Here is a 22,260-nt window from a genome sequence, read left to right on the forward strand (position 1 = left end):
TTATGGATACCTGGATCTATCTCTCGCAGGGCTTCGCCGTCGCCATGACGCCGGAGAACCTGCTGATCGCCCTGATCGGCTGCTTTGTCGGGACTATCGTCGGCCTGCTGCCGGGGCTGGGGCCTATCAACGGCGTGGCGATCCTGCTGCCGCTGGCTTTCGCCCTGCATTTACCCGCGGAGTCGGCGCTGATCCTGCTGGCGACGGTCTATATCGGTTGCGAATACGGCGGGCGTATTTCATCGATTCTGCTGAACGTGCCCGGCGATGCCGCCGCCATTATGACCGCCCTCGACGGCTATCCGATGGCCCAGCAGGGTCGCGGCGGCGTTGCGCTGTCGATTTCCGCCGTCAGTTCCTTCTTTGGCTCACTGATCGCCATCGGCGGCATTATTTTGTTCGCGCCGCTGCTCGCCCAGTGGTCGCTGGCGTTCGGTCCCGCGGAATACTTCGCGCTGATGGTCTTCGCCATCGCCTGTCTTGGCAGCATGATGGCGCAGAACCCGCTGAAGTCGTTCCTCGCGGCGTTAATCGGCCTGGGTCTGGCGACGGTGGGCGTAGACGCTAATACCGGGGTTTACCGCTTCACCTTCGACAGCGTCCATCTCTCCGACGGCGTACAGTTTATTGTGGTGGTGATCGGCTTGTTCTCGGTTTCGGAGATCCTGCTGATGCTGGAGAGCACCAGCGGCGGACAAACCCTGGTGCGGAAAACCGGACGGATGCTGTTTAACACCAAAGAGGCCGCACAGTGCGTCGGCGCGACGCTGCGCTCCTCGGTGGTGGGTTTCTTCGTCGGTATTCTGCCCGGCGCCGGGGCGACCATCGCCAGCGCCATTACCTACATGACGGAGAAAAAACTCAGCGGTAACAGCGATAACTTCGGCAAGGGAGATATTCGCGGCGTGGCGGCGCCGGAAGCGGCCAATAACGCCTCCGCCTGCGGTTCCTTTATTCCCATGCTGACGCTCGGCGTGCCGGGGTCCGGCACCACCGCGGTGATGATGGGCGCGCTGACGCTGTATAACATTACGCCCGGCCCGGCGATGTTCACCGAACAGCCGGATATCGTCTGGGGGCTGATTGCCGCCCTGCTGATCGCCAACGTGATGCTGCTTATCATGAACATTCCGCTGATCGGCCTGTTCACCCGTATGCTGACCATTCCGCTGTGGTTTCTGGTCCCGGCCATCGCCGCGGTCTCCGCCGTCGGCGTTTACGCAGTACACAGCACCACTTTTGACCTGTTGCTGATGGTGGGGCTTGGCGTGCTTGGCTACATCATGCGCAAAATGCACTTCCCGATGTCGCCGCTGATCCTTGGCTTCGTGCTGGGGGAGATGCTGGAGCAGAACCTGCGTCGCGCGCTGTCCATCAGCAACGGCAACCTGGCGATCCTGTGGCAAAGTGGAGTGACCAAAACGCTGCTGGTGCTGGCCATCGCCGTGCTGGTGGTGCCGCCGCTGCTGCGTCTGCGGCGTAAACAGCGCCAGCGTCGCTCCGAAGCCAATATCGGCTAAGCCGGCGAATTGACCCATTCGCGCAGCGCCCGGCGCGAGATCTTAATCCCACCGTTCTTTAACGTTTCCGGCAGCCGCAGCCAACGCACCGGCTGCTGGAAACGCGCCAGCCGCTCCGCGCTCCATGCCGCCAGCACGCTCATTTCGCAGCCATCATCGCATTCCACCACCGCGACCGGACGCTGGCCATATTCCGCATCGTCCAGCGGCACGACAAACGCCTGCTGTATCTGCGGGTGCGCCACGATGATCCGTTCCACCTCCTCAGGCTGGATCCCTTCCCCACCGCTGAAAAAGAGATTATCCAGGCGCCCGAGGAGAGTGAGCCGTCCATTGATGATCTCGCCGCGATCGCGGGTGGCAAACCACCCTTCGTCGTTGGTCAATGGCAACAATTGACCGTCGCGCCAGTAGCCTGCGGCCATACTCGCCGCCCGCAGCCAGACCTCGCCGGCAACGATTTTCATCTCCCGCCCCGGCAACGGCGCGCCCACATCCGCCGCGCCGTCGGCCTCTTTGGCGCAGACGGTGGAAGCGAACTCGGTCAGGCCATAGCCGCAATAGGTGCGTACCCCCTGCCCCCGCGCCCGCTCGGTCAACTCGACGGGGATCGCCGCGCCGCCAAGCAGCACCGCCTTGAGGGAGAGCGCAGCACCTTCATTCAGCAGGCGCCACAGCTGTGTCGGTACCAGCGAAGCATGGGTGCAGCCCTGCAGCATCTGCGCCAGCGGTTGTTTATCGCGCACCGTCAGCCGCGCGCCGGCCAGCAGCCAGCGCCACATAATCCCCTGGCCGGAGACATGAAACAGCGGCAGCGACAGCAGCCAGTCATCTTCTGCGGCAAACGGCATCAGCGCCAGCACGCCGGCGGCGCTGGCCAGATGGGCGCTGGCATCATGCACTGCCGCCTTCGGCAGACCGGTCGACCCCGAGGTCAGCGTCATTGAGGCGAAACGATCCCCGCGCCACGGCACAGCATGGGTTCCCGCTGCCGCCTGCAGGGTTAACGCCGGTAAATCCCCCGGCAGCGCATCGCCGTTAAGCACCAGCTGATGCTGGACGGTCAACGCTGGCAGCAGTTCCTGCAGCAACGCTGCGGGCAGCTGCGGATTCAGCGGCAGCACCCGCGCGCCGCACTGCAGCAGCGCCAGCCAGGCCAGCAGCGTCGCCGGCTGGTTAAAAGCCTGCAGCGCCACCCCGTGACCTGCCGTTACGCCCTGCGCGGCAAAGCCGACCGCCAGCGCGTCAACGTGGGCGCACAGGTCGCGCCAGGTCAGCGGCTGGTCATTCAGGCGCAGCGCCTGCGCCTCTCCGCGCCGCTGGCGCCAGTGGCGCCAGGGCCAGTCGCAAAAGGTCACAACAGCGCCTCCAGCGTATCCATGTTGATCATCGGCAGGGTGCTTTCCGGCCACGGCCGTACCAGTTGGGCGCTCATCAGCGACAGGGTGTCCAGTCCGGGGATGGTCTGCGGCGTCAGCCAGGCGGCAACCCGCGCCAGCTGAGTTAACCCGAGGCTGGACTCGATCGACGAACTGATCACCGCGCTCAGCCCCAGCGCATGGGCCGCGGCGACCTGCTGCTGAACCTGTTGTAAACTGCCGGTTAGCGTCGGCTTGATCACCACCGCGCGCACGCCCGGCTCGGCGACGAAGCGAAAATCCGCCTCGCGCAGGCTTTCATCCCAGGCGATAGCGATCCCGGCTTCGCGGCTAAAGGCCCGCGAGTCCTCCCGCGTTTTACAGGGCTCCTCAATAAACGCAATGCGCTGGCGATACGCCGGATTGACGTATTTCGCAAACTGCTGCGCTTTCAGCGGCGTCCAGGCCCGGTTGGCATCCAGACGCAGCTGCAGGTCGGGAATGGCTTCCAGCAGCAGATTAACCACCATACCGTCGCGGACCGCCTCCCAGAGCCCCACTTTCACCTTAGCGACTTTCTCGCCGGGCATCGCCGCCAGTCTGGCGAACAGCTCATCCGGATCGCCGGAGCAGAGCGGCGCTGCGCGATAATCCGCGGCCAGCGGCAGCTCGCCGTTGAGCTCCGCCTGCGCGCAGCTGATGCCAAACGCGACAGAGGGCAGCGCAGGAAGCGCCGGCTCCGCGCCGTCGCGCCAGGCCTGCGCCCACGCCAATAGCGCCGCCTGCGCCTCCTCCAGGGTCTCTGCGCTGAATCCCGGCAGGGGAGATATTTCCCCCCAGCCTTCGCGTTCACCCTCCCGCAGGCGGATGAACAAGCCGTCGCGGGTTTTTAACCGCCGTTCGCGCAGCACCACGCCCGCGTCCATCGGTATCTGCCAGCGGTAAACCTGCGATACGCGCATTAGGGATTCCGTTTAAATTTGCTGAAGTCCGGCTGACGTTTCTGGTTGAAGGCATTGCGGCCTTCCTGCCCCTCTTCCGTCATGTAGAACAGCATGGTGGCGTTGCCGGCCAGCTCCTGCAGACCGGCCTGGCCGTCGCAGTCGGCGTTCAGCGCCGCTTTCAGGCAGCGCAGCGCCATTGGACTGTTCTGCAGCATTTCCCGACACCAACGCACCGTCTCTTTTTCCAGATCCGCCAGCGGCACCACGGTATTCACCAGCCCCATATCCAGCGCCTGCTGGGCGTCATACTGACGGCAGAGGAACCAGATTTCCCGCGCTTTTTTCTGCCCGACGATGCGCGCCATATAGGAGGCGCCCCAGCCGCCGTCGAAGGAGCCGACTTTCGGCCCGGTCTGACCGAAGATGGCGTTTTCCGCCGCGATGGTCAGATCGCACATCATGTGCAACACGTGGCCGCCGCCGATAGAGTAGCCGGCCACCATCGCCACCACCGGTTTCGGGCAGGTGCGGATCTGGCGCTGAAAATCGAGTACGTTGAGATGATGTACGCCGGAGTCATCCTGATAGCCGCCGTAATCGCCGCGAACTTTCTGATCGCCGCCCGCGCAAAAGGCTTTCTCACCTTCGCCGGTCAGGACAATCACCCCGATATTGTCGTCATAACGGGCATCCGCCAGCGCCTGGATCATTTCTTTGACGGTCAGCGGGCGGAAGGCGTTGCGCACCTGCGGGCGGTTGATAGTGATTTTGGCAATGCCGTCGGCCGATTTGTGGTAGCGAATATCGGTATAGCCTTCGGAACAATCGCGCCATTCAACAGGGGCATAGAGCATTGCTTCATCAAGAGAGATCATAGAATGTCCTTCAGTTAACTTGCCAAAATCTGCGCCAGACAGGCAATCACCGCCGCCGGGTTGTCCCGGTGCGCGTTGTGTCCGGCATGGTGAATAAGATGGAGATCCGCCGCGAGCGCCTGGGCGATGGCGTGAAACTTCGCGTCGCGCTCGCCGCACAGGTAATGAAAGGGGAAATCGCGCGCCTGCAGGGGTGCGCGCAGATCGGCCTGCCCGGCAAGGGAGGTCGCCTGCAGCATCGCCGCCAGCGTCGCGCCGTTGTTCCGGCTGCGTAAGGCGACCAGCGCCGCGCGCTGCCCGGCGTTCAGTGAAGCGAAGACCGGCTGCTGATACCAGTCGGCAAAGACCTGTGCCAACGGCTCATGGCGAAAACGGTCCGCCCAGGCGCTGTCGTTGCTGCGCCGCGCCAGCCGCGCTTCGGCATCCTGCAGGCCCGGATGGCCGCCTTCGACGATCAGGCCGCGCAGACCCGCGCGCGGCTGGCAGGCGAAGTTCATCGCCACCCGGCCCCCCAGCGAGTAACCGATCAGCCAGTATTTAAGTATGTTGTAACTATTAAGCGTAGCCTGCAGCAGAATATTGACCCCGGCAAAGTCCTGCACTGCGATATTCGCGGAGCCGCCGTGGCCCGGCAGATCGAGATACAGCCGCGGCCAGGCGCGAAACGCGTCGCCCACTTCCCGCCACTCGTTGCGGTCGCCGGAAAAACCGTGCAGAAAGACCAGCCAGGGATAACCCGGCTGGCCATGTTCGACAGCCGCGCTGAGAGTCACAGGCGGCTTACCTGCGCCAGCAGCTGCTGGAGGGTCTGTGTGCCGTCGGTCTCATTGACCGCCAGCTCAATCACCGTCGCCCCTGCCCTGCGCCAGGCGCCGGCCAGCGCCTCATCCAGCGCCTGCCAGTCAGCCGGGCGATGATAGGCCAGACCGAACATCGCCGCCGCGTGGCTGAAATCAACATCCTGCGGCATTAAGTAGAACTGGCGCCGCTCGTCCTGCGGCGTCGGCAGCATGGAGAAAATCTGCCCGCCGTTGTTGTTCACCACGATCAGCACCAGCGGCGCCGACGCCTGGCGCAGTAGAGCCAGCGAGTTGAGATCGTACAGCGCCGAAAGATCGCCGACGATGGCCAGGGTTGGCCTGGCGCTGGCGCGCTGCACGCCGGCGGCGGTGGCGATCAAGCCATCAATGCCGCTGGCGCCGCGGTTGCTGTAAACCGGGTAGCCGGCCGGCAGCTGCGCCAGGGCGTCGATCAGGCGCACCACCAGGCTGTTGCCGACAAACAGTTGCCCCTGTTCCGGCAGATAGTGGCGAATTCGCTGCGCCAGCTGCGCTTCGCCAAAGGGTTCGTTGCTGGCGACCGCCGCCTCCCACGCCTGACGGGCCAGTTCAGGAATGGCCGTCGCCCACGGCTGGCGTTTCTCCGCCGGGTGCAGCTCAAGCCAGCGGTCAACGCTGGCGAGCAGACGGCGGCCGCGGTGCTGTGCCGGATCGAGACGACCGGCCAGATTATCCACCAGCCAGTATTCATCAGGCTCGCAGGTGGCCTGCCACTGCAGAACCCGCTTGCCGGTCAGGCTGCTGCCGAGCTGAACCACGATCTGCGCCTGCGCCAGCTCGCTCACCGCTTTGCCATTACCCAGCCACAGGTCAGCGCACGGCAGCGGCTGCCCGGTCTGCGACAGGACATCGCCGATCAGCGGCCAGCCGAGGGTTTGGGCCCACTCGGCCACTTTTTTCCCTTCGGCAGCGCTCATTCTGCCCGCCACGACCACGCCGCGCTTTTGCCGCCAGAAGAACCAGTCGCGCTGTTTCTCACTTTCCCTCTGCAGCGCCTGACGCAGCCAGGGCTTATCGCTCTGCCACCAGCTGCCGAGCTGCTGCTGCCACTCCACGCCGGTATCATCCATATCGCCATACAGCGGTTCGGCGAACGGGCAGTTGATATGCACCCCGCCGGCGTGCAGCTCGCCCAGCGCCTGGTCGATGGTCGAGACCAGCCAGCGGGCGGAAATATCCTGCGAGGGACGCGGCAGAGAAATCGTCTGCGACGGATGGGAGGCGAACATCCCCGGCTGACGAATCGCCTGATTGGCGCCACAGTCGATCAGCTCCGGCGGACGGTCGGCGGTCAGGAGAATCAGCTTTTCCCCGGTGAGCCCTGCCTCAATCAGCGCCGGGTAAAGGTTCGCGGTGGCGGTCCCGGAGGTCACAATGACCGCCACCGGCTGGCGGCTGGCTTTCGCCAGACCGAGCGCCAGGTGGCCGAGGCCGCGTTCGTCAAAATGGGTATGATGGATAAAGGCGCGGTTTTCCGCCGCCGCCAGGGTTAAGGGTGTCGAGCGCGAGCCCGGCGCGATGCAGATATGCTGCACGCCGTGGCGCGTTAAAGCTTCCAGGATCACCGCCGCCCAGCGTCGGTTAAATGCGCTTACTGACATGAAATTGTCCGGTATCAAATATTGATGCTAAGTATAGATAAGCCAAAGTGACGGCGTTTTGATATGCATCGTCATTCCCGCTTATGGACAGAGTAGCGAGCGCAGCCCGGCCGCTTTGTTGTCAATCTCCTGCCACTCCTGCAGCGCATCGGAGCCGCTGACGATCCCCGCCCCGGCATACAGTCGCAGGGTGTCGTTGTCCACTTTCGCCGAACGCAGCGCCACGCAAAACTCGCTTTGCGCCAGCGACAGATACCCGGCGGAACCGGCGTACCATTCACGGGAAAAAGGTTCATGGCGCTGAATGAATGCCAGCGCCGCCCGCCGCGGCAGGCCGGCCACCGCGGCGGTAGGCTGCAGCTGCAGCAGACAGCGGCTGTCGTCAGGCTCCGCCAGCTCGGTCCAGATGCAGCGTCGAAGATGCTGTACCTTGCGCAACCTCACCACCTGCGGCGGCAGAACGTCCAGCGTCGAGGCCTCACTCTGCAGGCGCTGGCAGATATCCTCCACCACCAGCATGTTTTCCCGCTGATTTTTGTCGTCTTTCATCAACCAGTCGGCCAACTGCTGCGCCTTCGCGTCATCCTGATGATTAGCGACGGTGCCCGCCAGCGCTTCGGTGCGCAGCAGCGCGCCGCGCCGGCGCCACAGCCGCTCCGGCGTGGAGCCGAAAAACGCCTGACGGGCATTGAACGCCATCAGGAAATGAAAACAGTTAAGATTGCGGCTGCGGCTGGCGGCCATGATGCTCACGGCATCCAGCGGGGCGGCAAACTGCAGGTCGGTTGCCCGCGCCAGCACCACTTTATCCATGTCGCCGGCGGCGATGGCCTGCGTCGCCAGGTCTATCATTGCCTGCCACAGGGGATAATCGGAGGAGTGGCGCTCGCTCAACAGCGGCGGTACGCCGCCAGGGGTCGCCTGGGCGGTGGTCAGGCTGGCGAGAAAATCACGCGCCGTCATGGCATCGTCGCGAAGGGAGCGGTCGCTGTGCAGCACCAGCCGCATCACGGCCCTGCCGCCGCACCGACGCCATTCCAGACGCGGCAGCACCAGCCGGCCTTGCTGCGGGGCAAACGCATTCAGGCCGCAGATGCGCAGATCCTGCCGTCCGGCCTGGTGTAAAAAGCGGTTCGCGGCGTCGAGCGAGGGAAAGCTTTTTACCGCCCCCAGCGCCGCCATCTCCTCGTCGCCATTGCGCTGTTGCCAGTAGAACTGCGGCCACTGCGGCTGCTGGCCGCACCATAGCAGCGGATCGAAGGCATCATTCAGCGGAAAGGCAATATCGATAATTCGCGTGCCGGGTGAGTCAGGAAAGGGCTCACTCAGGCCGTCACGTAAACGGGCCAGCGCAGTGGAAACAGACAGCACGCAAACCTCCACGGTAGTAAAACCCCACATTATAAGGGGTTCGACGGCGGAATAGCAGTACCCATGACGAGGGAGCGGGTTTTATCTCACCTGCTCGCCGGCCCGGAACAGGGTTGGAATATGAGTGTTGAGGGGTCAAACAGCGCGGCTTTCCCGCGCCATGCCGATGTGCGGAATGCCATCCTCATCATAGACCTCAGTCACCGGCGTAAAACCGAAGTGGGCGTAAAAAGCTTGCAGGTGCGCCTGCGCCCCAAGGTAAATCGACTTTTGCGGCCAGTGCCGCTGACAGCTGGCCAGCGCCTGCGCCATCAGCTGATGGCCAAGCTTTTCGCCGCGCGCGGCGGGGCTGACGATAACCCGGCCAATCACCACCGGATCGTACATCTCTTCGCTTTTAAGGATCCGCGCATAAGCCACCAGTTCGCCATCGCGCCAGCCGAGAAGATGGCGATTTTCCCCAACCAAATCATCGCCGTCGACATCCTGATAAGCGCACTGCTGCTCCACGACAAAGACTTCGCTGCGCAGCTTCAGCAGCGCATACAGCTGGGGAACGGTGAGTTCACTATGATGGAGATCCTGCCAGGTCATCATCTGCTGCTCCTTATTGATATACTGATGTTTTGCGACTCGCCCTGAGGACACTGGACGATGGAATTAACTTTTTTGGGGACATCCGCCGGGGTGCCGACCCGCACGCGTAATATGACGTCGATAATACTCAATTTGCAACAGCCAACCCGCGCCGAAATGTGGTTGTTTGACTGCGGCGAAGGGACCCAGCATCAGTTTCTGCATACGCCCCATCATCCTGGCAAACTGAATAAGATCTTTATTACCCATTTGCACGGCGACCATCTGTTCGGCCTGCCCGGGCTGCTGTGCAGCCGCTCGATGCAGGGGAATTCGCTGCCGCTGACGGTCTACGGACCAACAGGAATAAAAGAATTCATTGACACCGCGCTGCGCCTCAGCGGCTCGTGGACCGACTATCCTCTGACCATCATCGAAGTCGGCCCCGGTCTGGTGTTCGACGAAGAGGGCTATCGGGTCACCGCGTTCCCGCTTAGCCATCCGGTGGAGTGCTACGGGTATCGCATTGAGCAACACGACAAGCCCGGCGCCCTCGACGCCGCCCAGCTGATTGCCGACGGCGTGCCTCCCGGGCCGCTGTTTCACCGCCTTAAGCGCGGTGAACAGGTGACGCTGGCGGATGGCCGGGTGATCGACGGCAGCCGCTACCTGGGGCCCGCCACGCCGGGTAAAACGCTGGCCATCTTTGGCGATACCGCCCCCTGCCCGCAGGCGCTGGAGATGGCGCGCGGGGCGGATGTGATGGTCCACGAGACCACCCTGGAGCAGGCGATGGCGGAGAAAGCCAATAGTCGCGGCCACTCCTCCAGTCAGCAGACCGCGACGCTGGCTAAAGAGGCAGGCGTCGGCACGCTTATCGCCACCCACTTTAGCTCACGCTACGATGCCAAGGGCTGCCTGCGGATGCTGGCGGAATGCCGGGAGATTTTCCCGGACACCCTGCTGGCGGAAGACTTTATGGTTTACACGGTGGCGTAACATTCCGGGCATAAAAAAACCGCCATTCCGGCGGTTTTTTTATTGAGTCAATCCACTTACATCAGCGGCGTCGCCAGCTGCACGATGCTAATCAGCGGCTGCGGCCAGATACCGAGCACCAGCACCAGCAGGGCAGAGATCAGCACCACGATACCGCCAGCGCTGTACTGCCAGTTCGACGGCGCATCACGGTTCAGCTGCTCCGGCGCGCTCAGGTACAGGCTCACCGCCACGCGCAGGTAGTAGTAGAGACCGATCGCCGAGCCGACAACTACCGCAGCAACCAGCCACCACAGATGGGCGTGAACACCGACGGCCAGCACGTAGAACTTACCGATAAAGCCAAGAGTCATTGGGATACCGGCCAGGGAGAGCATCATCACCGTCATCACCGCCGACAGGATCGGACGGTGCCAGAACAGACCGCGGTAGGAGAACAGCGAGTCCGCGTCCGGGCCACGGTATGGGCTGGACATCAGGCTGACCACGCCGAACGCGCCGAGGCTGCTGAACAGGTAGCCGGCCAGGTAGACGCCAACGGCTTCCATCGACATTTCGCCGCTTTGCAGGGCGATCAGCGCCACCAGCAGATAGCCGAGGTGGGAGATAGAAGAGTAACCGAGCAGACGTTTGATATTGGTCTGGCTCAGCGCCATCAGGTTACCGAAGATGATAGAGGCGAAGGCGATCAGCCCCAGCACCACGCGCACCGCTTCGCTGTTGCCCACCGGCATGTACAGGAACAGACGCATCACCACGCCGAAGATGGCGATCTTGCTGGCGGTCGCCAGGAAGGTGGAGACCGGCGCAGGCGCCCCCTGGTAAACGTCCGGCGTCCACAGGTGGAACGGCACCAGCGACAGCTTAAAGCCAAGACCGACGATCATCAGGCCGAGACCCGCCAGCAGCAGCGGCTCGTGCAGCGTGTTGTCCGCCAGGCTCTTGCCCAGCGCAAGGAAGGACAGGTTGCCGGAGTTCGCATACACCAGCGCCATACCGAACAGCAGGAAAGAGGAGGCTGCCGCGGAGAGGATGGTGTATTTGATGCTCGCTTCCAGCGAACGCTTCTGGCGGAAGGCGTAGCCGACCAGGCCGAACAGCGGCAGCGAGATTAACTCAATGCCGAGGAACAGCGCCGCCAGATGATTCGCACCGGCCAGCAGAATGCCGCCCAGGGCGGCGATCAGCACCAGCAGGTAGAACTCTTCTTTGTTGTCCTTGTAACCCTCAAGCCACGGATAGGCGAAAGTACAGGTGGCGAGACTCGCCAGCAGCACCAGCCCAGTGTAGAGCATCGCGTAGCCGTCAACGCGGATCAGCGGCGTGACGTCCATTGCCCCATTCTGGCCGACGAACCAGAGCGAGACCAGCGCGGCATTAAGCCCGAGAACCGACAGCGTGGCATTGAGAAAATGATTGCGTCGCCACGCAATGGAGAGCATCACAACCACCACCGTCAAGCCGACGATCAGCAGCGGTAGCAGTGCGATCAGTTGTTGTGGAGTTATTGTCATGGCGAATTACGGCCTTGTAGTAGAAACAGAATTAACAAACCACTGCTGAATGTTGCTCATCGCAGCATGCGAGGTGTCGAGGATCGGCTGTGGGAAGAAGCCCAACAGCACCAGCAGCACCACCAGCAGCAGGATGATAGACAGTTCACGCAGGGACATCCCCGGCAGCGCTTTCGCCGCGATTTCGCTTTTCGCTTTACCGAAGTAAGCGCGATGCAGCATCGACAGCGAGTAAACGGACGCGAATACCAGACCAAAGGTCGAGATCACGGTGATCACCGGCACCACTTTATAGCTGCCGAACAGGATCATAAATTCGCCGACGAAGTTACCGGTGCCCGGCATCCCCAGGGTGGCGACGGCGAAGAACATCGACATCGCCGGCAGCCATTTGATTTTGCTCCACAGACCGCCCATCTGACGCATGTCACGGGTATGTAGACGTTCGTACAGCTGGCCGCAGAGAATAAACAGACCCGCCGCGGAGAGACCGTGAGCAATCATCTGGATCACCGCCCCCTGATACGCCAGCTGGCTGCCGGTGTAGATAGCAATCAGCACGAAGCCCATGTGGGACACGGAGGTGTAGGCGATGAGACGTTTGATATCAGTCTGGGCAAAGGCCATCCACGCGCCGTAGAAGATCCCGATCACGCCCAGCCACATGGCGATAGGCGCAAACTCGGCGGAGGCGTTCGGGAACAGCGGCAGCGCAAAGCGCAGCAGACCGTAGGCCGCAGTTTTCAGCAGGATCCCCGCAAGGTCGACGGAACCGGCGGTCGGCGCCTGGGAGTGGGCGTCCGGCAGCCAGCCGTGCAGCGGCACCACCGGCATTTTCACCGCGAAGGCGATGAAGAAGCCGAGCATCAGCAGATATTCCACGCCGTGGGACATCGGGGTTTTCAGTAGCTCTTCATAGTTGAAAGTCCACACGCCGGTGGCGTTGAAGTGGACGAATGCCAGCGCCAGAATGGCAATCAGCATCACCAGGCCGCTCGCCTGGGTATAGATGAAGAACTTGGTGGCCGCCGTGATACGCGTTTTACCATCAGAGGCTTTGTGGCCCCACAGCGCAATCAGGAAGTACATCGGCACCAACATCATTTCCCAGAAGAAGAAGAACAGGAACATGTCGATGGCGAGGAACACGCCGATGACGCCGCCCAGGATCCACATCAGGTTGAGGTGGAAGAAGCCCTGGTATTTTTCGATTTCGCGCCAGGAACAGAGCACCGCCAGCACGCCGAGCAGGCCGGTCAGCACTACCATCAGCAGCGACAGGCCGTCGATCGCCAGATGAATGCTAATGCCGAAGCGTGGGATCCACGGCAGCACGAACTCAGACTGCCACTGCGGAATACCCGCGGATTGCGTCAGAGAATAGCCGCCCTGCATCCACAGCTGCAGGCCAAGCACCAGCGTCAGTCCCATGGTAATCAGCGCGATCCAGCGCGGCACTTTCACGCCAAAGCGTTCGGTCTGCCAGCACAGGAAGCCGCCGATAAAGGGGATTAATATCAACCAAGGCAATAACATGGTGATTTTTATTCCTTATTTAAGTCCGGTTCAGGCTATCTTACTCGTCATAACGAACTCCGGCTGTGCTCACAATCCTCACGTACTTTAGTACGCTTCGATTGCTCCGCGCAGGCGGCGTCCACTTTGACTTCGCCGATAACGCCTGTCCTTTACGACCTGATTTTCAACGAATTCTCACAGAAAATTCACTTCGGTTTGAGGCTTGTTTTGTCAGGTGGAGCTAATGCTAACCCGACCTACGCTCCCGTAGGCCCGGCAAGCACCGCGCCGCCGGGCAACACAAAGGTTCTCAAACTCAACGCAATACCATCAGCAGCGCCAGCACCACCACCGCGCCAATGCTCATTGACGCCACATACCAGCGCAGATAGCCGTTCTCGCTCACCAGCAGGCCTTTACCTGCGAAGCGGGAGAGGAGCGCCGGGATGTTCATCAACGAGTTCAGCGGATCGCTCTTCAGCAGCCAGGCAATGCCGAGGAATGGCTTAACGAATACTTTGTCGTATAACCAGTCGAAGCCCCAGGCATGGAACCACCAGGTACCGAAGAAGCGGCCAGGCGCGCTGTTGGCGATAGAGGTCACCAGGGTGCGTTTGCCCAGCCACAGCCATGCGGCGATCAGGATGCCGGCAATAGCGATGATCCCGGAGGCAATCTCCAGCGTCATCACGCTGCCGTGCGCCAGTTCAGTGGTCTGCGGTAAGACGCCTTCCAGCGGCGGCACGATCAGCGCGCCAACGAAGGTGGACAGCACCAGCAGCACAATCAGCGGCAGATGATGGGTGATCCCCTTCCCTGCGTGCGCGTGAATTTGCTCTTTACCGTGGAACACAATGAAAATCATGCGGAAGGTGTACAGCGAGGTCATAAAGGCGCCGACCAGGCCCGCCACCATCAGGTTGATATGACCGTTGGCCATCGCCCCCGCCAGGATCTCATCCTTACTGAAGAAGCCTGCGGTAATGAGCGGCAGAGCGGACAGCGCCGCGCCCCCCACCAGGAAGCAGACGTACACCAGCGGAATAGATTTGCGCAGGCCGCCCATCTTGAAGATGTTCTGTTCGTGATGGCAGGCGAGAATCACCGAACCAGACGACAGGAACAGCAACGCTTTAAAGAACGCGTGAGTCATCAGATGGAAAATCGCCGCGTCCCATGCCTGCACGCCCAGCGCGAGGAACATGTAGCCAATCTGGCTCATGGTGGAGTAAGCGAGAACGCGTTTAATGTCGGTCTGCACCAGCGCGGCGAAGCCCGCCAGCACCAGGGTAACCGCCCCGACGATCCCGACCAGATGCAGCACTTCCGGCGTCATCAGGAACAGACCGTGGGTACGGGCGATCAGGTAGACGCCGGCGGTGACCATGGTCGCGGCGTGGATCAGCGCGGAAACCGGCGTCGGACCCGCCATCGCATCGGCAAGCCACGTTTGCAGCGGCAGCTGGGCGGATTTACCGACCGCGCCGCCGAGCAGCATCAGCGTCGCCCACTGCAGCGTGGTACTGCCGTTAGCAAAGTGCTGCGGCGCCAGCTCAACCATTTCGCGGAAGTTGAGGGTACCCAGTTCGTTGTAGAGGATGAACAGCGCGAAGGCGAGGAACACGTCGCCGACGCGAGTCACCACAAACGCTTTCATCGCTGCGGCGCCGTTCTTCGGATCGGTGTAGTAGAAGCCGATCAGCAGGTAAGAGCAAAGACCCACCCCTTCCCAACCCAGGTACATCAGCAGCAGGTTGTCGGCCAGTACCAGAACCACCATGCTGGCGATAAACAGGTTGGTGTAGGCGAAGAAGCGGGAGTAGCCCTCTTCACCGCGCATATACCAGGAGGCGAACATGTGGATCAGGAAGCCGACGCCGGTCACCACGGAGAGCATGGTCAGCGACAGGCCGTCCAGCACCAGGTTGAAGCCGATGTTGAAATCCCCTACCGACATCCAGGTCCACAGCGGCACGCTGACCGCCTGTTTGCCGTTAGCGAAAAAGTCGACGCCGACATAGGCGGTGACCAGCGCCGCCAGGCCTACCGAGCCCATGCCAACGGTGGCGGAAAGGTTTTCCGACCAGCGCCCGCGGGAGAAGGCCAGCAGCACAAAGCCAATCAATGGCAAAAGAATGGTTAAGGCAAGCATGTTCATCCACGCAACTCACTTACTGAATCGATGTTCAGGTTCTGGCGGCGACGATGGAGCTGCAGCAGCAGCGCCAGACCGATACTCGCTTCCGCAGCCGCAAGGCTGATAGCGAGGATATACATAATCTGACCATCTGCCTGGCCCCAGTAGCTTCCCGCAACCACAAAGGCCAGCGCGGCGGCGTTAATCATGATTTCCAGGCTGATCAACATAAACAGCAGATTGCGGCGGATCACCAGCCCCGTCAGACCAAGCACAAACAGGATGGCCGCGAGGATCAGTCCATGTGTTAAGGGGATCATGCGTGTTCCTCCGTTTTTCTTTTGTCGCTGTCGTTCACGCGGTTGCTCAGCACCTCGCCGGCGCGCTCTTCGCGACCGATGTGGAAGGCGACCACCAGGCCCGCCAGCAGCAGCATGGAGGCCAGCTCCACCGCCAGGACGTACGGCCCAAACAGCGCAATACCCACTTCTTTAGCGTTGATTGCCGCGCCGTCGATACCCTGGTCGTTAATCCCCAGAATGGCGTAAACGATAACCACCAGCAGCACTGCGGAGAGGATGGCCGGGCCAATCCAGATCCCCGGCTGCAGCCATTTGCGTTCCTGTTCGATTTCGCTGCCGCCCAGGTTGAGCATCATCACCACGAAGACGAACAGCACCATAATGGCCCCAGCGTAGACGATAATCTCCAGCGCCCCGGCGAAGTACGCGCCCAGCGAGAAGAACACCCCGGCAATCGCTAACAGCGAAATGATCAGGTACAGCAGCGCATGCACCGGATTGGTGTGGGTGACGACCCGCAAGGTTGCGAGGATGGCGATCAGGCCACAGATATAAAAAGCGAATTCCATTGACCTCTCCTTACGGTAACAGGCTCTTGACGTCGATCGGCTTAGCTTCGTTTTCCGCTTCGCCCTTATCTTTGCCGTCGATTGCCATACCCGCCATCCGGTAGAAGTTATATTCCGGGTATTTGCCCGGACCGGAAATCAGCAGATCCTCTTTTTCGTACACCAGATCCTGACGTTTGTATTCACCCAGCTCGAAGTCAGGGGTCAACTGGATCGCCGTGGTCGGGCACGCTTCTTCGCACAGACCGCAGAAGATGCAGCGTGAGAAGTTGATGCGGAAGAACTCAGGGTACCAGCGGCCGTCTACCGTCTCTGCTTTCTGCAGCGAAATACAGCCCACCGGGCAGGCTACCGCACACAGGTTACAGGCGACGCAGCGCTCTGCACCGTCCGGATCGCGCGTCAGCACGATGCGGCCGCGATAACGCGGCGGCAAATAGACCGGCTCTTCCGGGTACATCCGGGTTTCACGTTTGGCGAAGGCATGCAGGCCAATCATCCAGATACTCCGGACCTGGGTGCCGAACCCCACCAATAATTCTTTTAAGGTCATGTTCAATTCACCCCTTATTGCGCCTGCCAGAGAATGACAGCCGCCGTTACCAACAAGTTGACCAGCGTTAACGGCAGGCATACCTTCCAGCCAAAGGACATTACCTGGTCATAGCGCGGACGCGGTAATGATGCGCGGATCAAAATGAACATCATCATGAAGAACGCGGTTTTCAGCGCGAACCAGATGAAAGGAGGTAACCACGGGCCATTCCAGCCGCCGAAGAACAGCGTGACGATCAGCGCTGAAACGGTGACGATACCGATGTATTCACCCACGAAGAACAGACCGAACTTCATGCCGGAGTATTCAATGTGGTAACCATCGGCCAGCTCCTGCTCCGCTTCCGGCTGGTCGAACGGGTGACGGTGACACACCGCCACGCCGGCGATGGCGAACGTCACGAAGCCGAAGAACTGCGGGATAACGTTCCACAGATGCGCCTGGTTGTTGACGATATCGGTCATATTGAATGACCCCGCCTGCGCCACCACGCCCATCAGGGAGAGGCCGAGGAACACTTCGTAGCTTAGGGTCTGCGCGGAAGCACGCATCGCCCCCAGCAGGGAGTATTTGTTGTTGCTCGACCAACCGGCGAACAGCACCGCGTAAACCGCCAGGCCTGCCATCATCAGGAAGAACAGGATCCCGATGTTCAGGTCAGCCACCACCCACGTCGGGCTGACCGGCACGATAGCGAAGGCCAGCAGCAGCGAGGTAAAGGCGATAACCGGCGCCAGAGTAAAGATCACGCGATCGGAAAAGCGCGGGATCCAGTCCTCTTTAAAGAACATCTTGATCATGTCGGCGACCAGCTGCAGCGAACCGCCCCAGCCCACCCGGTTTGGCCCGTAGCGGTTCTGGAACAGACCGAGCAGACGACGCTCGCCGAAGCTCATGAACGCGCCGCAGGTGACCACCACCAGCAGAATGACCACGGCCTTCAGGATGCTTAACAGAATGTCGATAAGATCCGGCGTTAACCAGCTCATGCTTTCGCCTCCTGCAGTGAATCAATACGCGATCCGGTCAGTACCGGCGCAATGCCCGGCATGCCCATCGGTAAGCCAACCTGCCCTGCGGTCAGACCTTCAGAGATAACCAGCGGCAGACGCAGGGTCTGGCCTTCCACGCTAAAGGAGAGCATCGCCCCGGCGTTGACGCCAAGCTTCGCGGCATCCGCCGGGTTCAGCTTGATGTACGGCTCAGGCATCCGGCTCTGGAACACCGGCGCGCGCTGTGACAACTCATCGCTGCCAAACAGGTGATAATAAGGTGCGATACGCCATTTCCCCTCTTCCGCCTGGAAGCTGGCCGGCACCGCCGTGAAGTATTCCAGCCCGCTGGCGGAAGCTTCAAACAGGCGGACGCCCGGATCGCCATGGCGCAGTTTCCCGCCCACTTCATCCTGGAACTTGTTCCATGCCTGCGGGGAGTTCCAGCCCGGCGCCCAGGCGAACGGGATCTGCGAACGCGGGGCAGACGGCTGGTTGTTCCCTTCCATGGAGAAGGCGAACATCGTGTCTTTATCCTGCGGCTGACGCGGCTCGTGGACGCTGATGTTAGCGCGCATCGCCGTGCGGCCGCTGTAGCGGTGCGGTTCACGCGCCAGTTTCTGCCCACGAATGCGGAAGGTCGCATCCGGCGCGGCATCTTTTATGCCCGCCAGCTGCGGCAGTGCGGCAATCGCGGCATCGATAACGTGGTCCAGCTGCGTCCAGTCAACCTGACGGTTGTTAACGGTGCTGTGCAGAGAATGCAGCCAGCGCCAGCTTTCCAGCATCACGGTTTTCGCGTCGTAGTAGGCCGGGTCGTAGACCTGGAAGAAACGCTGGGCGCGGCCTTCGTTGTTCACCACGGTACCGTCGCTTTCCGCAAAGCTTGCTGCGGAGAGCACCAGGTGCGCTTTGTCCATAATCGCCGTGCGCTGATGGTCAACCACCATCACCAGCGGCGCTTTGGAGAGCGCTGCGTCGACGCGGGCGGCGGAAGCATGACGGTGAAGGTCGTTTTCCAGCACGATAACTGCGTCTGCGGCGCCGCTTTCCAGTTCGTCGAGCGCCTCCTCGAGCGAGCCGCCGCCGATCATGCCCAGACCGACGCTGTTCACCGCGCGGGCAACCATGGTCACGCCGACGTCGGCGCCACGGCCTTTCAGGGCTTTCGCCACGTTAGCAGCGGCCTGGATGATCTCCATGCTGCCGGCGTTGGTCCCGGAAATAATCAGTGGTTTTTTCGCCCCGGCCAGCGCCTGGACGATGACATCGACTTTACCCTGCAGTTCGCGGCTCAGGCCGTCAACCGCCGGCGCGCTGTCGTCCAGCGCATGGGCGATGGCGAAGCCGAGACGCGCCTGATCTTCTACCGGCGCGCGGTAGGTCCACGCGGCGATGTCATCCAGGCGGGTGTCATCGATGTTGGTGACGAATAGCGGGTGCTTGGCGCGCTGGCCGATGTTGAGGATCGCCGCAATCTGCCAGTCGGCCACTTTCTGTGCCGCCGCCATTTCGCGTGCTTTCCCTTTCACCGCCTGACGCACCGCCAGCGCGACGCGCGCGCCGGTCTGGGTAATGTCTTCGCCCAGCACCAGTACCGCATCGTAGGATTCGATATCGCGCAGCGTCGGGGTATGGATCCCGCCTTCACGCAGCACTTTAAGCATCATCTGCAGGCGCGCTTGTTCGCCTTTAGCGATGCCGGTATAGAAGTTTTCGCTACCGACCAGCTCACGCAGCGCGAAGTTGCTTTCAATGCTGGCGCGCGGAGAACCGATACCAATGACTTTCTTCGACTGACGCAGGATATCCGCCGCCCCCTGCATCGCCTGTTCGGCGTTGAGCGCGATCAGATCGTCGCCGCGGCGCTGAACCGGCTGACGCGGACGGTCTTTCAGGTTCACATAGCCATAGCCGAAACGACCGCGGTCGCAGAGGAAGTAGCGGTTAACGGTCCCGTTATAGCGGTTTTCGATACGACGCAGCTCGCCATAGCGTTCGCCCGGGCTGATGTTGCAGCCAATGGAACACTGCTGGCAGATGCTCGGCGCAAACTGCATGTCCCACTTACGGTTATAACGCTCGGAGTGCGTTTTATCGGTGAAGACGCCGGTCGGGCAGACTTCCACCAGGTTGCCGGAGAATTCGCTTTCCAGGGTGCCATCTTCCGGGCGGCCGAAGTAGACGTTGTCGTGGGCGCCATAGACGCCCAGATCGGTGCCGTCGGCATAATCTTTGTAGTAGCGCACGCAGCGGTAGCAGGCGATGCAGCGGTTCATTTCGTGAGAAATAAACGGCCCCAGATCCTGGTTGCGGTGGGTACGCTTGGTAAAACGATAGCGGCGGAAGCTATGGCCGGTCATCACCGTCATATCCTGCAGGTGGCAGTTGCCGCCCTCTTCGCAGACCGGGCAGTCGTGCGGGTGGTTGGTCATCAGCCACTCCACCACGCTTTCGCGGAACTGCTTCGCTTCGCCGTCGTCGATAGAAATAAAGGTGCCGTCGGATGCCGGAGTCATACAGGACATCACCAGGCGACCACGCGTGTCTTCCGCGTTCTGATATTGCTTCACCGCACACTGGCGGCAAGCACCGACGCTCCCTAGCGCCGGATGCCAGCAAAAGTAGGGAATATCAAGCCCAAGAGAGAGACAAGCCTCCAGCAGGTTGTCCGCTCCGTTGACCTCGTATTCTTTGCCGTCTACATGAATCGTAGCCATTAGCGTGCTTCCAAAAATAAAAAAACCTTTAGATTACCAGCGCGTCTTAAGCAGGTTCGGCTGAATCCCGTTGATTGCATGGGTATTGCTGAACTGCTGCTTAATGCCAGCCTCGAATTCTTCGCGGAAATATTTAATCGCGCTCTGCAGCGGCTCAACCGCGCCCGGCGCGTGCGCGCAGAAGGTTTTCCCTGGGCCCAGGAATCGACACAGTTGCTCAAGCGTTTCGATATCGCCAGGCTGACCTTCGCCGCGCTCCAGGGCGCGCAGGATCTTCACGCTCCACGGCAGACCATCGCGGCACGGCGTACACCAGCCACAGGACTCGCGGGCAAAGAACTCTTCGAGGTTGCGCACCAGCGAGACCATGTTGATCTCGTGGTCAACGGCCATCGCCAGCGAGGTGCCCAGACGGCTGCCCGCTTTACCAATGCTTTCGAACTCCATCGGCAGATCGAGGTGCGCTTCGGTGAGGAAGTCGGTCCCTGCCCCACCCGGCTGCCAGGCTTTAAACTTCAGGCCATCGCGCATACCGCCGGCGTAATCTTCAAGGATCTCGCGGGCAGTGGTGCCGAACGGCAGCTCCCAGACGCCCGGGTTCTTCACGCGGCCGGAGAAGCCCATCAGCTTGGTGCCGGCATCTTTACTGGTGGAGATGTTCTGGTACCACTCGACGCCGTTAGCCAGAATCGCCGGCACGTTGCACAGGGTTTCCACGTTGTTGACGCAGGTCGGCTTACCCCACACGCCGGAGCTCGCCGGGAACGGCGGCTTGGAGCGCGGGTTAGCGCGGCGGCCTTCCAGGGAGTTGATCAGCGCCGTCTCTTCGCCGCAGATATAGCGTCCTGCCCCGGTGTGGACAAACAGCTCGAAGTCAAAACCAGTGCCGAGGATATTTTTCCCCAGCAGGCCCGCCTCGGTGGCTTCGGCAATCGCGCGGCGCAGATGCTGGGCCGCTTCGATATACTCTCCGCGCAGGAAGATGTAGCCGCGATAAGCCTTCAGCGCAAAGGCGGAGATCAGCATGCCTTCCACCAGCAGGTGCGGGAGCTGCTCCATCAGCAGGCGGTCTTTATAGGTGCCCGGCTCCATCTCATCGGCGTTACACAGCAGGTAACGGATGTTCATGGATTCGTCTTTCGGCATCAGGCTCCACTTCAGACCGGTGGAGAAGCCCGCGCCGCCGCGCCCTTTCAGGCCAGCGTCTTTTACCGCCGTGACGATCTCGTCCGGCGCCATGCCGGTCAGCGCTTTTCGCGCCCCTTCATAGCCATTTTTGCTGCGATACTCGTCCAGCCAGACCGGCTGCTTGTCGTCGCGCAGGCGCCAGGTGAGCGGATGCGTTTCCGCAGTACGAATTACGGTTTTCATTTGTACTGCTCCAGCAGGTCAGGAATTGCCTCCGGCGTCAGATGGCTGTGAGTGTCCTCATCAATCATCATGGTCGGTCCCTTGTCGCAGTTGCCCAGGCAGCAGGTCGGCAGCAGGGTAAAGCGGCCATCAAAGGTGGTCTGCCCTGGCTTGATGTTCAGCTTCTTCTCGATGGCGGCCTGAATCCCCTGATAGCCGGTAATGTGACACACCACGCTGTCGCAGTAGCGGATCACGTGACGGCCAACCGGCTGGCGGAAAATTTGGCTATAGAACGTCGCCACGCCTTCGACGTCGCTGGCCGGGATGCCCAGCACATCGGCAATGGCGTAGATCGCGCCATCCGGCACCCAGCCGCGCTGTTTCTGAACGATTTTCAGCGCTTCGATGGACGCCGCACGCGGGTCTTCGTAGTGGTGCTTCTCGTGCTCAATAGCCTCACGCTCTGCCGCACTCAGCTCAAAAGCCTCGGTTTGTGGTTGTTGATTCTCGTGCATA

19 protein-coding genes are annotated in these 22,260 nt (G+C 61.3%); 2 read left to right on the forward strand and 17 right to left on the reverse strand.

Going from position 1 to position 22,260, the window contains the following annotated elements; translation table 11 throughout:
• The first annotated feature begins 2 nt into the window (after nt 1-2).
• Nucleotides 3-1,520, forward strand: coding sequence for a tripartite tricarboxylate transporter permease (locus ACLEXF_RS08840; protein WP_182948990.1), 1,518 nt, complete (start codon nt 3-5; stop codon nt 1,518-1,520).
• On the opposite strand, the gene menE is transcribed toward ACLEXF_RS08840, so the two are convergent.
• The 7 genes from menE to ACLEXF_RS08875 form a co-directional block, all read right to left on the reverse strand.
• Nucleotides 1,517-2,878, reverse strand: coding sequence for an o-succinylbenzoate--CoA ligase (gene menE, locus ACLEXF_RS08845; protein ID WP_117129843.1), 1,362 nt, complete (start codon nt 2,876-2,878; stop codon nt 1,517-1,519). The two genes, ACLEXF_RS08840 and menE, sit on opposite strands and share 4 nt — an antisense overlap.
• A complete protein-coding gene (gene menC, locus ACLEXF_RS08850) occupies nt 2,875-3,840 on the reverse strand; it encodes an o-succinylbenzoate synthase (protein ID WP_117129842.1) in 966 nt (321 codons plus the stop codon). Before menC ends, menE begins: the two co-directional genes overlap by 4 nt.
• Entirely contained in the window at nt 3,840-4,697 is an 858-nt protein-coding gene (gene menB, locus ACLEXF_RS08855; RefSeq protein WP_032456427.1) for a 1,4-dihydroxy-2-naphthoyl-CoA synthase, read from the reverse strand. The genes menC and menB overlap by 1 nt, the downstream gene beginning before the upstream one ends.
• Nucleotides 4,698-4,711: 14 nt before the next feature.
• The gene (gene menH, locus ACLEXF_RS08860; protein WP_057216358.1) at nt 4,712-5,470 is read right to left on the reverse strand and encodes a 2-succinyl-6-hydroxy-2,4-cyclohexadiene-1-carboxylate synthase; all 759 of its coding nucleotides are present in this window, start codon (nt 5,468-5,470) and stop codon (nt 4,712-4,714) included.
• Complete coding sequence (gene menD, locus ACLEXF_RS08865; RefSeq protein ID WP_117129841.1) at nt 5,467-7,137, reverse strand: 2-succinyl-5-enolpyruvyl-6-hydroxy-3-cyclohexene-1-carboxylic-acid synthase; 1,671 nt, start codon at nt 7,135-7,137, stop codon at nt 5,467-5,469. Before menD ends, menH begins: the two co-directional genes overlap by 4 nt.
• Nucleotides 7,138-7,218: 81 nt before the next feature.
• Nucleotides 7,219-8,508: an isochorismate synthase MenF gene (gene menF / locus ACLEXF_RS08870; RefSeq protein ID WP_117129840.1), complete on the reverse strand. Its 1,290-nt coding sequence runs from the start codon at nt 8,506-8,508 to the stop codon at nt 7,219-7,221.
• Nucleotides 8,509-8,643: 135 nt separating this feature from the next.
• Nucleotides 8,644-9,105, reverse strand: a complete 462-nt coding sequence (locus ACLEXF_RS08875; RefSeq protein ID WP_004201734.1) for a GNAT family N-acetyltransferase — start codon at nt 9,103-9,105, stop codon at nt 8,644-8,646.
• 57 nt (nt 9,106-9,162) lie between these two features.
• Here ACLEXF_RS08875 and rnz point away from each other — a divergent pair, with 57 nt between their 5' ends.
• Nucleotides 9,163-10,083, forward strand: a complete 921-nt coding sequence (rnz, locus tag ACLEXF_RS08880; protein WP_064150944.1) for a ribonuclease Z — start codon at nt 9,163-9,165, stop codon at nt 10,081-10,083.
• Between the two features lie 56 nt (nt 10,084-10,139).
• On the opposite strand, the gene nuoN is transcribed toward rnz, so the two are convergent.
• From nuoN to nuoE, 10 genes are all read right to left on the reverse strand, one after another.
• Nucleotides 10,140-11,597: an NADH-quinone oxidoreductase subunit NuoN gene (nuoN, locus tag ACLEXF_RS08885; protein ID WP_004201737.1), complete on the reverse strand. Its 1,458-nt coding sequence runs from the start codon at nt 11,595-11,597 to the stop codon at nt 10,140-10,142.
• A 6-nt stretch (nt 11,598-11,603) separates the two neighbouring features.
• Nucleotides 11,604-13,133 (reverse strand): NADH-quinone oxidoreductase subunit M, encoded by a 1,530-nt coding sequence (gene nuoM / locus ACLEXF_RS08890; RefSeq protein ID WP_004201738.1) that lies wholly within the window; start codon nt 13,131-13,133, stop codon nt 11,604-11,606.
• Between the two features lie 298 nt (nt 13,134-13,431).
• The gene (gene nuoL, locus ACLEXF_RS08895) at nt 13,432-15,273 is read right to left on the reverse strand and encodes an NADH-quinone oxidoreductase subunit L (protein WP_004201740.1); all 1,842 of its coding nucleotides are present in this window, start codon (nt 15,271-15,273) and stop codon (nt 13,432-13,434) included.
• Complete coding sequence (gene nuoK, locus ACLEXF_RS08900; protein ID WP_002913148.1) at nt 15,270-15,572, reverse strand: NADH-quinone oxidoreductase subunit NuoK; 303 nt, start codon at nt 15,570-15,572, stop codon at nt 15,270-15,272. The genes nuoL and nuoK overlap by 4 nt, the downstream gene beginning before the upstream one ends.
• Nucleotides 15,569-16,123 (reverse strand): NADH-quinone oxidoreductase subunit J, encoded by a 555-nt coding sequence (gene nuoJ / locus ACLEXF_RS08905; RefSeq protein WP_004201743.1) that lies wholly within the window; start codon nt 16,121-16,123, stop codon nt 15,569-15,571. Before nuoJ ends, nuoK begins: the two co-directional genes overlap by 4 nt.
• A 10-nt stretch (nt 16,124-16,133) precedes the next feature.
• A complete protein-coding gene (nuoI, locus tag ACLEXF_RS08910; RefSeq protein WP_002913152.1) occupies nt 16,134-16,676 on the reverse strand; it encodes an NADH-quinone oxidoreductase subunit NuoI in 543 nt (180 codons plus the stop codon).
• 14 nt (nt 16,677-16,690) lie between these two features.
• Nucleotides 16,691-17,668 carry an NADH-quinone oxidoreductase subunit NuoH gene (gene nuoH / locus ACLEXF_RS08915; protein ID WP_002913156.1) on the reverse strand — a complete coding sequence of 326 codons (978 nt, stop codon included), beginning with the start codon at nt 17,666-17,668 and terminating at the stop codon, nt 16,691-16,693.
• A complete protein-coding gene (nuoG, locus tag ACLEXF_RS08920) occupies nt 17,665-20,391 on the reverse strand; it encodes an NADH-quinone oxidoreductase subunit NuoG (RefSeq protein WP_407259683.1) in 2,727 nt (908 codons plus the stop codon). The genes nuoH and nuoG overlap by 4 nt, the downstream gene beginning before the upstream one ends.
• A 33-nt stretch (nt 20,392-20,424) precedes the next feature.
• The gene (nuoF, locus tag ACLEXF_RS08925; protein WP_002913158.1) at nt 20,425-21,762 is read right to left on the reverse strand and encodes an NADH-quinone oxidoreductase subunit NuoF; all 1,338 of its coding nucleotides are present in this window, start codon (nt 21,760-21,762) and stop codon (nt 20,425-20,427) included.
• A complete protein-coding gene (gene nuoE, locus ACLEXF_RS08930) occupies nt 21,759-22,259 on the reverse strand; it encodes an NADH-quinone oxidoreductase subunit NuoE (RefSeq protein ID WP_002913160.1) in 501 nt (166 codons plus the stop codon). The genes nuoF and nuoE overlap by 4 nt, the downstream gene beginning before the upstream one ends.
• Between the last annotated feature and the right edge of the window lies 1 nt (nt 22,260).

It is taken from the genome of Klebsiella pneumoniae complex sp. WS1778, assembly GCF_049472055.1.
GTDB classification, from domain to species: domain Bacteria; phylum Pseudomonadota; class Gammaproteobacteria; order Enterobacterales; family Enterobacteriaceae; genus Klebsiella; species Klebsiella quasipneumoniae.

Excerpts from the sequence above, each read along its gene's own strand:
- ACLEXF_RS08840 (WP_182948990.1), top strand. The coding sequence starts at position 3 with ATGGATACCTGGATCTATCTCTCGCAGGGCTTCGCCGTCGCCATGACG.
- menC (WP_117129842.1), bottom strand. The coding sequence starts at position 3,840 with ATGCGCGTATCGCAGGTTTACCGCTGGCAGATACCGATGGACGCGGGC.
- menB (WP_032456427.1), bottom strand. The coding sequence starts at position 4,697 with ATGATCTCTCTTGATGAAGCAATGCTCTATGCCCCTGTTGAATGGCGC.
- menD (WP_117129841.1), bottom strand. The coding sequence starts at position 7,137 with ATGTCAGTAAGCGCATTTAACCGACGCTGGGCGGCGGTGATCCTGGAA.
- ACLEXF_RS08875 (WP_004201734.1), bottom strand. The coding sequence starts at position 9,105 with ATGATGACCTGGCAGGATCTCCATCATAGTGAACTCACCGTTCCCCAG.
- rnz (WP_064150944.1), top strand. The coding sequence starts at position 9,163 with ATGGAATTAACTTTTTTGGGGACATCCGCCGGGGTGCCGACCCGCACG.
- nuoN (WP_004201737.1), bottom strand. The coding sequence starts at position 11,597 with ATGACAATAACTCCACAACAACTGATCGCACTGCTACCGCTGCTGATC.
- nuoM (WP_004201738.1), bottom strand. The coding sequence starts at position 13,133 with ATGTTATTGCCTTGGTTGATATTAATCCCCTTTATCGGCGGCTTCCTG.
- nuoL (WP_004201740.1), bottom strand. The coding sequence starts at position 15,273 with ATGAACATGCTTGCCTTAACCATTCTTTTGCCATTGATTGGCTTTGTG.
- nuoK (WP_002913148.1), bottom strand. The coding sequence starts at position 15,572 with ATGATCCCCTTAACACATGGACTGATCCTCGCGGCCATCCTGTTTGTG.
- nuoJ (WP_004201743.1), bottom strand. The coding sequence starts at position 16,123 with ATGGAATTCGCTTTTTATATCTGTGGCCTGATCGCCATCCTCGCAACC.
- nuoI (WP_002913152.1), bottom strand. The coding sequence starts at position 16,676 with ATGACCTTAAAAGAATTATTGGTGGGGTTCGGCACCCAGGTCCGGAGT.
- nuoH (WP_002913156.1), bottom strand. The coding sequence starts at position 17,668 with ATGAGCTGGTTAACGCCGGATCTTATCGACATTCTGTTAAGCATCCTG.
- nuoG (WP_407259683.1), bottom strand. The coding sequence starts at position 20,391 with ATGGCTACGATTCATGTAGACGGCAAAGAATACGAGGTCAACGGAGCG.
- nuoF (WP_002913158.1), bottom strand. The coding sequence starts at position 21,762 with ATGAAAACCGTAATTCGTACTGCGGAAACGCATCCGCTCACCTGGCGC.
- nuoE (WP_002913160.1), bottom strand. The coding sequence starts at position 22,259 with ATGCACGAGAATCAACAACCACAAACCGAGGCTTTTGAGCTGAGTGCG.